The 11,873-nt window shown below is 70.1% G+C and carries 11 protein-coding genes; 1 reads left to right on the top strand and 10 read right to left on the bottom strand.

Features of this window, described 5'->3' with window-relative positions; genetic code table 11:
- The 10 genes from VF612_RS04590 to VF612_RS04635 form a co-directional block, all read right to left on the bottom strand.
- A partial coding sequence (locus VF612_RS04590; protein ID WP_408658669.1) for a NuoI/complex I 23 kDa subunit family protein occupies positions 1–410 on the bottom strand: 410 nt, incomplete at its 3' end.
- The gene (nuoH, locus tag VF612_RS04595; RefSeq protein ID WP_408658670.1) at positions 403–1,749 is read right to left on the bottom strand and encodes an NADH-quinone oxidoreductase subunit NuoH; all 1,347 of its coding nucleotides are present in this window, start codon (positions 1,747–1,749) and stop codon (positions 403–405) included. The genes VF612_RS04590 and nuoH, both read right to left, overlap by 8 nt.
- Positions 1,750–1,751: 2 nt before the next feature.
- Positions 1,752–4,226 (bottom strand): NADH-quinone oxidoreductase subunit G, encoded by a 2,475-nt coding sequence (locus tag VF612_RS04600; RefSeq protein ID WP_408658671.1) that lies wholly within the window; start codon positions 4,224–4,226, stop codon positions 1,752–1,754.
- On the bottom strand, positions 4,223–5,533 hold the full coding sequence (gene nuoF, locus VF612_RS04605) for an NADH-quinone oxidoreductase subunit NuoF (protein WP_408658672.1): 1,311 nt from the start codon (positions 5,531–5,533) through the stop codon (positions 4,223–4,225). The genes VF612_RS04600 and nuoF overlap by 4 nt, the downstream gene beginning before the upstream one ends.
- A gap of 1 nt (position 5,534) precedes the next feature.
- Positions 5,535–6,464 carry an NADH-quinone oxidoreductase subunit NuoE gene (nuoE, locus tag VF612_RS04610; RefSeq protein ID WP_408658673.1) on the bottom strand — a complete coding sequence of 310 codons (930 nt, stop codon included), beginning with the start codon at positions 6,462–6,464 and terminating at the stop codon, positions 5,535–5,537.
- A gap of 73 nt (positions 6,465–6,537) precedes the next feature.
- Positions 6,538–7,863, bottom strand: a complete 1,326-nt coding sequence (locus VF612_RS04615; protein ID WP_408658674.1) for an NADH-quinone oxidoreductase subunit D — start codon at positions 7,861–7,863, stop codon at positions 6,538–6,540.
- 79 nt (positions 7,864–7,942) lie between these two features.
- The gene (locus VF612_RS04620) at positions 7,943–8,659 is read right to left on the bottom strand and encodes an NADH-quinone oxidoreductase subunit C (protein ID WP_408658675.1); all 717 of its coding nucleotides are present in this window, start codon (positions 8,657–8,659) and stop codon (positions 7,943–7,945) included.
- Entirely contained in the window at positions 8,656–9,195 is a 540-nt protein-coding gene (locus VF612_RS04625; RefSeq protein ID WP_408658676.1) for a NuoB/complex I 20 kDa subunit family protein, read from the bottom strand. Before VF612_RS04625 ends, VF612_RS04620 begins: the two co-directional genes overlap by 4 nt.
- Before the next feature lie 83 nt (positions 9,196–9,278).
- Positions 9,279–9,641 (bottom strand): NADH-quinone oxidoreductase subunit A, encoded by a 363-nt coding sequence (locus VF612_RS04630; RefSeq protein ID WP_408658677.1) that lies wholly within the window; start codon positions 9,639–9,641, stop codon positions 9,279–9,281.
- Positions 9,642–9,773: 132 nt separating this feature from the next.
- Positions 9,774–11,162, bottom strand: coding sequence for a geranylgeranyl reductase family protein (locus VF612_RS04635; RefSeq protein ID WP_408658678.1), 1,389 nt, complete (start codon positions 11,160–11,162; stop codon positions 9,774–9,776).
- 189 nt (positions 11,163–11,351) lie between these two features.
- Between VF612_RS04635 and VF612_RS04640 the strand changes: the two genes are divergently transcribed.
- A complete protein-coding gene (locus VF612_RS04640; RefSeq protein WP_408658679.1) occupies positions 11,352–11,702 on the top strand; it encodes a UvrB/UvrC motif-containing protein in 351 nt (116 codons plus the stop codon).
- Positions 11,703–11,873: the final 171 nt, after the last annotated feature.

Raw genomic sequence — 11,873 nt, forward strand, 5'->3', positions numbered from 1 at the left:
CCCTCGACATAGATCGCATCCGCCGGGCAGGCCCAGGCGCACAGCTCGCAGCCGATGCACTTCTCCAGGCCGTCCGGATGCCGGTTCAGCACGTGCCGGCCGTGATACCGCGGAGCGGTCGGGAAGACCTCGAACGGGTACTGCTGGGTGTAGACCTTCTTGAACATGGTCGAGAAGGTCAGGCCGAAGCCGGAGGCGAAGCCGCCCAGGGTGGAGTTCGGGTGGTTGAACTCGTCCTCGTTGAGCGCCCTGGCCGAGATGTCCGACGTCGCCGGCAGGCCGTCGCGGACCGCCGGTAGCGCAGCCTCCCGGTCGATCGGGATATCGCTGCCCCGCACGATCGGCGCGGGAGCCCCGGTCGGTCCGGCGGCGTCGTCCGCGGACGGCCGCGGACCAGGTTGGTCAGCCATTGGCAGGCCCTTCGGTCAGGGAGTGTTCGGAAGCCGGCAAGGCCGGCGAGCTGACACCGGCGCTGACCAGCCGGGGGGAGGGTGGCACCACCAGGTCCATCGGCGGTGTCGGGAAGGCCGCCGGCCGGGCGGCCTCCTCGGCGTCCTCGGCCGCGAGCTCGGCCTCGATCCGCTTGGAGCGGCGGAGGTCCAGCACGGCCCACAACCCGATCAGCGCGAGGATCGGCAGGCCCACCAGCAGCATCACGGCGACGGAGCTCCAGCCGCGGTCACGCAGCACCCGCATGGTGGTGATGGCCAGGATCCACACCAGGTTGAGCGGGATGAGCACCTTCCAGCCGAAGTGCATGAACTGGTCGTAACGCATCCGGGGCAGCGTGCCGCGCAGCCAGACGAAGAAGAAGATGAAGGCGATCACCTTCGCGGTGAACCACAGGACCGGCCACCAGCCGGAGTTGGCGCCCTCCCACAGCGACAGCGGGAACGGCGCCCGCCAGCCACCGAGGAAGAGCGTGGTGGCAAGGGCCGAGACGGTCACCATGTTGATGTATTCGGCCAGGAAGAACAGGGCGAACTTCATCGAGGAGTACTCGGTGTGGAAGCCGCCGACCAGCTCGGACTCGGCCTCGGGCAGGTCGAAGGGCGCCCGGTTGGTCTCACCGACCATGGCGATCATGTATATGCCGAAGGACACGAACAGCGGTATCGCGTTCCACAGGTGGTCCCGCTGGTACTCCACGATGCCCGAGGTGGACATGGTGCCGGAGTAGAGGAACACCATCACCATCGACAGCCCCATGGCGACCTCGTAGGAGATCATCTGGGCGGCCGAGCGCAGCCCGCCGAGCAGCGGGTAGGTCGAGCCCGAGGCCCAGCCCGACAGCACGATGCCGTACACGCCGAGGGAGGAGCAGGCGAAGATCACCAGCACGCCGACCGGCAGGTCGGTCAGCTGCAGCATGGTGCGCTCGCCGAAGATCGAGACCTCCGGGCCGAACGGGATCACCGAGAACGCCAGGAACGCCGGCACCGTCGAGACCACCGGGGCGATCCAGTACACCGGCTTGTCCGCCAGCGTCGGGATGATCTCCTCCTTGAAGGCCAGCTTCACCCCGTCGGCCAGTGATTGCAGGATGCCCCACGGGCCGGTGCGGTTGGGCCCGATCCGGTTCTGCATCCGGCCGACGACCTTGCGCTCGAACACGATCGAGAACAGCGTCATCGCGACCAGGAACACGAACACGCCGAGCACCTTGAGGACGATCAGCCAGAACGGGTCGTGCCCGAACCCGGCCAGGGTCGCGTTCGGGTCGGCTGTCTCGGCCAGCAGGCTGGTCATGGCTACCTCCACTCGGCGGAAACGTCGCGCGGCGTGCCGGGTACGACGCCCGTCACCGTGACCGGATCACCGTGGACGGCGCGCAGCACCTTACGCACCGAGCCGTCCCGGTGGTTGCTCGGCAGCCACACCACGCCGGGCATGGCCCGCTCGGCCAGCACCACCGGCGCGGTCAGCGAGCCGTGCGCGGTGCTGACGGTCACCAGGTCACCGGGGGTGATGCCCAGCTCCGCTGCGGTGGCCGCCGCCAGCATCACCCGCAACGGCTTGCTGGTGCCGGCCAGGTTCAGCTCGCCGTCGGTGAGCCGGCCGCCGTCGATCAGCTCGTGCCAGGTGGCCAGCACCAGGCCGGCGCCGGACTCGTCCCGATGCGAACGGGACCGGGACGGCTCGGGCCGCCGGCCGCGGGAGCCGGTGACGCCCAGGGCGGCCAGCTCGGCCTGCGCGCTCTGGTGCGCCGGCAGGCCCAGGTTGACGTCGAGCTCGTCGGCGATGGCGTTGAGGACCCGGCCGTCGGCCAGCTGGCCGGTGTTGGTCAGGGTCAGGTCGAACGGCCGCCGCCGGCCTTCCCAGGTGACGAACCGGCCGGCCTTCTCAGCGGTCACCGCCACCGGCAGCACCACATCGGCGTGCGCCGTGACCTCCGACTGCCGGATCTCCAGGCTCACCACGAAGCCGGCCGCGGCCAGCGCAGCCTCGGCCAGCGCCGGATCCGGCAGGTCGGCCAGCTCCACGCCGCCGACCAGCAGGCCACCGAGCGGCGCCTCCTCGGCCAGCGCCGCCGCCAGCATGCCGGGCAGGTCGCGGCCGGGCGTGGTGGGCACGTGCGCGTTCCAGACCCGCTCGACCTCGACCCGGGCGGCGTCGTCGCTGATCGGACGGCCACCGGGCAGCAGGTTCGGCAGCGCGCCGGCGTCCACCGCGCCGCGCTCGCCGGCCCGCCGGGGCACCCAGGCCAGCCGGGCGCCGGTGCTGGCAGCCAGCTCCAGCACCGCGCTCAGCGCTCCGGGAGCCACCGCCATCCGCTCGCCCACCAGGATGATCCCGCCTGCCAGCGCGGCCCGCAGCTCGCCGTCCACGGCGGCGATCGCCGCGGCTTCGGCGCCGGGTACGGCCGGCAGCAGCCGGCCGGCGAGCTTGTCCAGCCCGCGGCTGGCCAGCGCGGCGATCGAGTACACCGAGCACCTGCCGTTGCGGACCGCCTTGTGCAGCCGCAGGAAGGTGATCGGCGACTCCTCCTCGGGCTCGAAGCCGACCAGCAGCACCGTGCCGGCCTGCTCCAGGTCGGTGTAGGTGACCCCTCCGGTCTCCGGCGTGCTGCCGGCCACCACCGCGCCGAGGAACGCCAGCTCCTCGTCCGAGCTGGGCCGGGCGCGGAAGTCGATGTCATTGGTGCCCAGCGCCACCCGGGCGAACTTGGCGTAGGCGTAGGCGTCCTCCTCGGTGAGCCGGCCGCCGGGCAGCACGCCCACCCCGCCGTTGTCCCGAGCCCGGGCCAGGCCCGCCGCGGCGGCCTCCAGGGCCTCCGGCCAGGACGCCTCGACCAGCCGCCCGGAGCGGTCGCGCACCAGCGGGGTCAGCAGCCGGTCCGGCTGGTTGATGTACTGGAAGGCCCACCGGCCCTTGTCGCAGTTCCACTCCTCGTTGACCTCGGCGTCCTCGCCGGCGAGCCGCCGGGTGATCTTGGTACGCCGCCAGTCGGTGCGCAGCGCGCAGCCGGAGGAGCAGTGCTCGCACACGCTCGGCGTCGACATCAGGTCGAAGGGCCGCGCCCGGAACCGGTAGGACGCCCCGGTCAGCGCGCCGACCGGGCAGATCTGCACGGTGTTGCCGGAGAAGTAGGACTGGAACGGGGTGTCGGTGGAGGTGCCGATCTGCTGCTGGGCGCCCCGCTCGAGCAGGTCGATGAACGGATCGCCGGCGATCTGCTCGGAGAACCGGGTGCAGCGCTGGCACAGCACGCACCGTTCGCGGTCCAGCAACACCTGGCTGGACACCGCGACCGGCTTGGCGAAGGTGCGCTTGACCTCGCCGAACCGGGAGTCGGCGCGGCCGTTGCTCATCGCCTGGTTCTGCAGCGGGCATTCGCCGCCCTTGTCGCAGACCGGGCAGTCCAGCGGGTGGTTGATCAGCAGCAGCTCCATCACGCCCTGCTGGGCCTTGTCGGCCACCACCGAGGTGAGCTGGGTCTTGACCACCATGCCGGGCATCACGGTGGTGGTGCAGGACGCGGCGGGCTTGGGCATGCCGCGGCCGTTGCCCATGTCGGTCACCTCGACCAGGCACTGCCGGCAGGCGCCGGCCGGGTCCAGCAGCGGGTGGTCGCAGAACCGCGGGATGTGGATGCCCAGCTGCTCGGCGGCCCGGATCAGCAGGGTGCCCTTGGGAACCGAGATCTCGATGCCGTCGATGGTGACGGTGACCAGGTCCTCGGCGGGGCGCTGGCCGGCTGCGGACTTCTCGGGCGCGACGGTCATGCGGGGGCTCCGGTCAGGGCAGGTGTGGCCGGCTGGACGCCGCTGTTCGGGTTCTTCTCGATCAGGGCGATGTATTCGTCCCTGAAGTACTGGATCGAGGAGGTGATGCAGCTGGTCGCGCCGTCGCCGAGAGCGCAGAACGAGCGGCCCAGGATGTTGTCGCTGACGTCGAGCAGGGTGTCCAGGTCGGCCAGGGTGCCCTGGCCGTGCCAGATCCGTTCCAGGATCTGGGCGGTCCAGTAGTTGCCCTCCCGGCACGGGGTGCACTTGCCGCACGACTCGTGCTCGTAGAACTGGGTCCACTTCAGCACCGCCTGCACCACGCTGTCGTCTTCGTCGAAGACCATCACCGCCGAGGTGCCGTTCATCGAGCCGCTCTTGGCCACCGAGTCGAAGTCCAGCGGGACGTCGAGGTGCTCGGCGGTGAACAGCGGGGTCGACGAGCCACCCGGGGTCCAGAACTTCAGCGGCTTGCCCCGGCTCATGCCACCGGCCAGGTCGAGCAGCTCGCGCAGCGTGGTGCCCATCGGCGCCTCGTACTGGCCGGGGTTGGCCACCCGGCCCGACAGCGAGTAGATCGAGGTCCCGGGCGAGCCGTCCGGCCCCATCTGCTTGTGCCAGGCGGCGCCGCCCAGCTCGATGTAGGGCTCGCTGGCCAGGGTGCCGACGTTGTTCACCACCGTCGGGGCGTCATAGAGGCCGTTGGTCGCCGGGAACGGCGGCTTGAGCCGCGGCTGGCCCCGCTTGCCCTCCAGCGAGTCGAGCAGCGCGGTCTCCTCGCCGCAGATGTAGGCGCCGGCGCCCGCGTGCACGGTCATGTCGAACCGCAGCCCGCTGCCGAGCACGTCGTCGCCGAGGTAGCCCTTGGCGTAGGCCTCGTTCACCGCCTGGGTAACCCGGCGGATCGCGTGCACCGCCTCGCCGCGGATGTAGACGAAGGCACGCTGGGCCCGCACCGCGTAGCAGGCGATGATGATCCCCTCGATCATCGAGTGCGGGTCGTTCATCATCAGCGGCAGGTCCCGGCAGGTGCCCGGCTCGCCCTCGTCGGCGTTGACCACCACATAGTGGGGCTTGGCGACCTCGCCGGGCTTGGCCTGTGGGATGAACTGCCACTTCATCCCGGTCGGGAAGCCGGCCCCGCCGCGGCCGCGCAGGTTGGAGTCCTTGATCAGCGCGATCAACTCGTCCGGCTGCATGCCGAGCGCCTTGCGCAGGGCGGCGTAGCCGTCCAGCTTCTCGTAGTTGTCCAGCAGCCACGGCGCGTTGGCGCCGAACCGCTTGGTCAGGACCGGAGTGAGCGGCATATCACTTTCCCTTATCGGCTTTGTCGACTACATCGGCTGGGCCGGTCTTGTCGATTCGTTCGCTCTGGCCGCCGGTCGGCGAGGCCGCGGCCGGGTCACTCTTGACCGTGTTCAGCGGGGCATCGTTGGAGCTGGTGTAGTCCGGCTTGCCGGTGTTGTCGGCAGCCCGGGCCTCGGCGTCGGCGGAGCTGGAGCCGGCGTCGTCGCCGGGCGGGTACCCCGGCGCCTGCTGGCCGCGCTCCTGGGCCAGCCGCACCCCTGCCTCGGTCTGCGGCCCGGTCGCCGTCGCCCGGACGGCGGCCGGCCGCTGGTCGACGAAGCCGGCGATCTGCCGCGAGATCTCCCGGAAGCTGCACAGCGGCGCGCCCCGGGTCGGCATCGGCCGGTTGCCGGCGCGCAGCTCCGACACGAGGCCGAGCGCCGAATCCACGGTCTGGTTGTCGAAGAACTCGTAGTTCACCGTCACGATCGGGGCGTAGTCGCAGGCCGCCAGGCACTCGGCGTGCTCCAGGGTGATCGAGCCGGGCGCGCCGGGAGTGCCGGCGGTCTGGTTCATGCCGACGCCCAGCGTCTCCGACAGCGCCTGGTAGATCTCATCGCCGCCGAGCATCGCGCACAGCGTGTTCGTGCAGACGCTGACCAGGTACTCACCGGTGGGCGAGCGCTTGTACATCGTGTAGAAGGTGGCCACCGCGGCCACCTGCGCCTTGGTCAGCTCCAGCAGGTCGGCGCAGAAGGCGATGCCGTCGGCGGAGACGTAACCCTGCTCGGACTGCACCAGGTGCAGCATCGGCAGCAGCGCCGACCGGGACTGCCCCTCCGGGTAGCGCGCGATGATCTCGGCCGCGGCCGTCCGGACGCTGTCGTCGAAGACCGTCGGGTCCCCGGGCCGGCCGATGTCGATCAGGCTCAGTCGCTGGTTGCTAGCCATGATTCGACTCCACGCTCGCTCCGGTCCTCACTCGCTGGCGCTCGTTGCGATCCTCACTCGCTGTCATCTTCATTCAGCGGTCACACCCACCCATCACCGGGTCGATCGAGGCCACCGAGGCGATCACGTCGGCGATCTGGCCACCGATCGACATCGCCGCGACGGCTTGCAGGTTGATGAAGGAGGGGTCGCGCAGGTGCACCCGGTACGGCCTGGTGCCCCCGTCGGAGACCACGTGCGCGCCCAGCTCACCGCGCGGGCCCTCGACCGGCACGTAGACCTGCCCGGCCGGCACCCGGAAGCCCTCGGTGACCAGCTTGAAGTGGTGGATCAGCGCCTCCATGGAGCCGTTCATGATCTTGTTGACGTGCGCGGGCGAGTTGCCCATGCCGTCCGAGCCGATCGACAGCTGCGCCGGCCAGGCGATCTTGGGGTCGTCCACCATCACCCGGCCGGGGGTCTGCTCGATCCGGTCCACCACCTGGGAGATGATCCGCAGGCTCTCGCGCATCTCGGCGACCCGGACCACGAACCGGCTCCAGCAGTCGCCGCCGTCGTCGGTGGGGACGTCGAAGTCATAGGTCTCATAGCCCAGGTACGGCTCGGTCTTGCGCAGGTCCCAGGGCAGGCCGGCCGCCCGCAGCAGCGGCCCGGTCACGCCCAGGGACAGGCAGCCTTCGACGCCGATCCAGCCGACGCCCTTGAGCCGGTTGATCCAGATCGGCTGGCCGCGCAGCAGCCGGTCGACGCCGGTGATCTCGGTGTCGGTCTCGGAGATCCAGCTCCGGATCTTCGGCAGGGCGTCCTCGGGAAGGTCCTGGGCGAGGCCGCCGGGGCGGATGTAGGCGTGGTTCATCCGCAGGCCGGTGATCATCTCGAGGATGTCCAGGCAGCGCTCGCGGGCGCGGAAGCCGTTGGTCATCGCGGTCAGCGCGCCCAGCTCCATGCCGCCGGTGGCCAGCCACACCCAGTGCGAGGAGATCCGGTTGATCTCCATCATCATCAGCCGGATCAGGTTGGCCCGTTCGGGCACCTCGATGCCGAGCAGCTTCTCGACCGCCATCGAGTAGACGCTCTCGTTGAACAACGGCGACAGGTAGTCGCACCGGGTCACGAAGGTGCTGCCCTGGGTCCAGTTGCGGAACTCGGCGTTCTTCTCGATGCCGGTGTGCAGGTAGCCGACCACCACCCGGGCGTCGGTGACGGTCTCGCCCTCCAGCTCCAGCACCAGCCGGAGCACCCCGTGGGTGGACGGGTGCTGCGGACCCATGTTGACGATCAGCCGCTCCTCGTGCAGCGGCTCGTTGCCCAGCACGGAGTCCCAGTCGCCACCGGAGACGTTGTAGATCCGGCCCTCGGTGGTCTCCCGGGACGGGCTGTAGAAGTCAGATGTCGTCACCGCCGGTGCCCTCCAGTTTCGTGCCGCGCTCGCCGTGGCGCCGGGCGTTCCGTGCCGCAGTGCGTTGCATGCCGCGTGCTCATCGGTAGGCCCGCCGCTCGTCCGGCGGCGGGATGCTCGCGCCGCCTTTGTAATCGGTCGCCACGCCGCCCAGCGGGTAGTCCTTGCGCTGCGGGTGGCCGTCCCAGTCGTCGGGCATCATGATCCGGGTCAGCGCCGGGTGGCCGTCGAAGACGATCCCGTGCAGGTCCCAGGTCTCGCGCTCCTGCCAGTCCGCGGTCGGGTAGACGCCGGTGACCGACGGGATGTGCGGATCGGCGGTGGTGACCCCGACCTCGAGCCGGATCCGGCGCCGGAACGTCATCGACGTCAGGTGGTAGACGGCGTGCAGCCGCGCGCCCTCCGCGCCCTCGCGGGCCAGGTAGTCCACGCCGGAGACGCCCGACAGCAGCTCGAAGCGCAGCGCCGGGTCGTCCCGGAAGACCTGGCAGACCCGGGCGATGTGCTCGCGGCGCAGGTACACGGTCAGCTCGCCGCGGTGCAGCACCACCTTCTCCACCGCGGCCTCGTACTCGGGATAGGCCTCGGCGAAGGCGTCCATCACCTCGTCGTAGTAGCCGCCGTACGGGCGTTCGGCAGGAAGCTCGAGCCACGGCTGGCGCTGCAGGCCGGAGAACCCGGAGGTGTCGCCGGAGCCGGTGACGCCGAACATGCCCGGCGGGCTGGCGTCGGCGGGCAGGCTGCCCGACAGCTGCCCGAGCGGCACCTCGGGGTCGAAGTCCGGGCCGGTGGTCACTTGGCGAACCGCTGGCTCGACGGGATCAGCTCGACCTTCTGGCCGGCCAGCCGCTGGGCGCGCTTGGGCCCGAGTGGCTCGTTCTGGATCTTGTGGTGCAGCTTGAGGATCGCGTCGATCAGCATCTCCGGCCGCGGCGGGCAGCCGGGCAGGTACATGTCGACCGGGATGATGTGGTCCACCCCCTGCACGACGGCGTAGTTGTTGAACATGCCGCCGGAGGAGGCGCAGACGCCCATCGCGATCACCCAGCGCGGCTCGGCCATCTGGTCATAGATCTGGCGGACCACCGGGGCCATCTTCTGGCTGACCCGGCCGGCCACGATCATCAGGTCCGCCTGCCGCGGCGACGGCCGGAAGACCTCCATGCCGAACCGGGCCGAGTCGAACCGCGGGGCGCCGAAGGTCATCATCTCGATGGCGCAGCAGGCCAGCCCGAAGGTCACCGGCCACAGCGAGGACTTGCGCGTCCAGTTCACCACCGACTCGACGGTGGCCAGCAGCATCCCGTCCGGCAGCTTCTCTTCTAAACCCATGTCAGCGGGCCAATCTTGTGTCTGGGGATCTCGGGGCAGGCATCGGTCTCGGCGCTCCCGGCTCGGCGCCGGTCAGCTCCATCTCAGTCCCAGTCCAGGCCGCCGCGGCGCCAGACGTAGGCGTAGGCGACGAACACGGTGGCGAGGAACAGGAAGATCTCGATCAGTCCGAACAGGCTCAGCTCGCGGCTGGCGACGGCGTAGGGGTACAGGAAGATGATCTCGATGTCGAAGACGATGAACAGCATCGCGGTGAGGAAGTACTTCACCGGGAAGCGATTCGGCCCCGACGACATCGGCGCGGGCTCGATGCCGCACTCGTAGAAGGACAGCTTGGCCTTGTTGTACCGCTTTGGCCCGGTCACCGTGGCGATGATCACGGAGAAGACCGCGAACCCGAAGGCCAACGCGAAAAGAACCACGATCGGCAGGTAAGCCCCGAGCATCGTGACCTGCCTCCCTTCTCACTTGCAGTCCAGTAGTTCTGGGCCCGCGGCAGTGTTGACAGACGCACTCCCACGGTAGTCGGCCGGAGGTTCGAGTCGACGGTTAGGCTCACCTAAGCTGGCCATGGCCGGCTACCGCAGCGGCGGCGTGAGGCGGGTCAGCGCCGTGATGATCCGGTCGCTGGCATCGCCGTCATGCGGGTCGGAGAGATTTGCGAGCAATTTGAGGACGAACCTCATCAGCTTCGGATGCGGCAGGCCGTGCCGGGTGCAGGCCCGCATCACCGCAGGATTGCCGATCAACTTCACGAACGCGCCGCCCAGCCGGTAGTACGCGCCCCACTCCTGCGCCATCGCCGCCGGGTAGCCGGCCAGCGCCCGCTCGCGTCCCGGGCCCTGCGGGCGGGCCAGCGCCTGCACGACCGCCTCGGCGGCGAACTTGCCCGACTCCATCGCGTACGGGATGCCCTCGCCGTTGAACGGGTTCACCGAACCGCTGGAGTCCCCCACCAGCAGCACCCCGTCGCGGTAGTGCGGGGTCCGGTTGAAGCCCATCGGCAGGCCAGCGCCCTGGGTCGGGCACAGCGCGTTCTCCTCGCGCAGTCCCCATTCCTCCGGGGTGTTGTCCAGCCAGGTCGTCAGCAGCGTGCGGTAGTTCGTCTTCTGGAAGCCGGCCGAGGAGTTCAGCACGCCCAGGCCCACGTTGACCGAGCCGTCGCCCATACCGAAGATCCAGCCGTAGCCGGGCAGCAGCTTGGCGTGGTCTGCCCCGGGCGGGCCGTCCCACAGCTCCAGCCAGGACTCCAGGTAGTCGTCGTTGGTGCGCGGGCTGGTGTAGTAGCGGCGGACCGCCACCCCCATCGGGCGCCGGTCGTTGCGCTGCAGGCCCAGCGCCAGGGCGAACCGGCCCGACACCCCGTCACAGGCCAGCACCACCGGCGCCCGGTAGCTGCGCACGGCCCCGTCGGGACCGGCCTTGGCCTGCACGCCGACCACCCGGCCCTGCCGGCTCAGCACCGGGGCGGTCACCGAGGTCTGCTCGTGCAGCCGGGCGCCCGCCTTGACCGCCTGCCGGACCAGCAGGTGGTCCAGGTCGGCCCGGGGACGCACCAGCCCGTAGTCGGGGAACGAGGCAAGCTGCGGCCAGTCCAGCTCCAGGCGCAGGCCGCCGCCGATGACCCGCAGTCCCTTGTTGTGCAGCCAGCCGGCCGCCTCGCTGACGTCGATGCCCATCTCGACCAGCGCCCGGGTGCCCCGCGGCGTCAGGCCGTCACCGCAGACCTTCTCGCGGGGGAAGGAGGTCTTCTCCAGCAACAGGACATCCAGCCCCGCGGTGGCCATCCAGTACGCGGCGGCCGACCCCGACGGCCCGGCGCCGACCACGATCACGTCGGCGTCGTAGTGGCTGTCCTCGGGCAGCGTGGCTTGGCCGGGTTCGGTGGCTTCGGTGGGTTCGGTGGGTTCCTCGGAGGGGTTGGAGGCCGACGAGGACCCGCGCAGGTCACCGGCGATCGCCGTCATCCTGGCCTCCTCCGCTGGGAACACATCCCGCTGTCCGCGGCTGCCTGGCCGGTGGCACGCAGCTGGCGAACCCGGGTCACTCCTTGCCGACCACGCTCGTGAAAACTTTCACGAACCTGTCGCATCCCAGTGTAGGCATGGCTTGGCGCTACTCCCCGCAGCCGGGTCCCCCAGCAATACCATGAGGTTATGAGCGACGCGAACGGCGGGCAGGTCGCGGCCGGATCCGGCCGCGCTCGTGACCTGGTGGGCAAGCGGCGGCCACGCAAGGCGCCCGACACCGGCCGGGTTCACCACCTGGGCGCGGCGCCGCGGCTGATGCCGGTGCTGGAGGGCGACGGTGTCGAGACCTCGACGCGGACCGCGGCGGTGCAGCTGGCCTCGCGGACCCGCTGGGAGCTGGACCAGCTGCTGGCCGACATCGGCGCCGAGATGGCCGCCGCCGCGGCGGAGCTGGACTTCGAGCTGGCCGGGCGGCTGCGCGACGAGCTGATCAGGGTCCAGGGCGAGCTCGACCGGCGGGACACCGCTCCCCGCTAACCATTCCGTTTCAGATGTTATTAGCAAGTTAGGCAGTCATTACCAAATATAATTTTTGGTTGACTTGTCCGAAATTGCTCAATACCGTGCTGTCAGATCCGTACCTTTCGAGCGTCCGCTTTTCGAGGTACGGGCCGAGACCCCACGGCGCCCGAGTGCCTGAGCCGATCC

This window comes from Jatrophihabitans sp. (assembly GCF_036388195.1).
Taxonomy (GTDB): domain Bacteria; phylum Actinomycetota; class Actinomycetes; order Mycobacteriales; family Jatrophihabitantaceae; genus Jatrophihabitans_A.

Coding starts and splice junctions, on each gene's coding strand:
- nuoF (WP_408658672.1), bottom strand. CDS start 5,533: ATGCCGCTCACTCCGGTCCTGACCAAGCGGTTCGGCGCCAACGCGCCG.
- nuoE (WP_408658673.1), bottom strand. CDS start 6,464: ATGGCTAGCAACCAGCGACTGAGCCTGATCGACATCGGCCGGCCCGGG.
- VF612_RS04630 (WP_408658677.1), bottom strand. CDS start 9,641: ATGCTCGGGGCTTACCTGCCGATCGTGGTTCTTTTCGCGTTGGCCTTC.
- VF612_RS04625 (WP_408658676.1), bottom strand. CDS start 9,195: ATGGGTTTAGAAGAGAAGCTGCCGGACGGGATGCTGCTGGCCACCGTC.
- VF612_RS04635 (WP_408658678.1), bottom strand. CDS start 11,162: ATGACGGCGATCGCCGGTGACCTGCGCGGGTCCTCGTCGGCCTCCAAC.
- VF612_RS04640 (WP_408658679.1), top strand. CDS start 11,352: ATGAGCGACGCGAACGGCGGGCAGGTCGCGGCCGGATCCGGCCGCGCT.
- VF612_RS04600 (WP_408658671.1), bottom strand. CDS start 4,226: ATGACCGTCGCGCCCGAGAAGTCCGCAGCCGGCCAGCGCCCCGCCGAG.
- nuoH (WP_408658670.1), bottom strand. CDS start 1,749: ATGACCAGCCTGCTGGCCGAGACAGCCGACCCGAACGCGACCCTGGCC.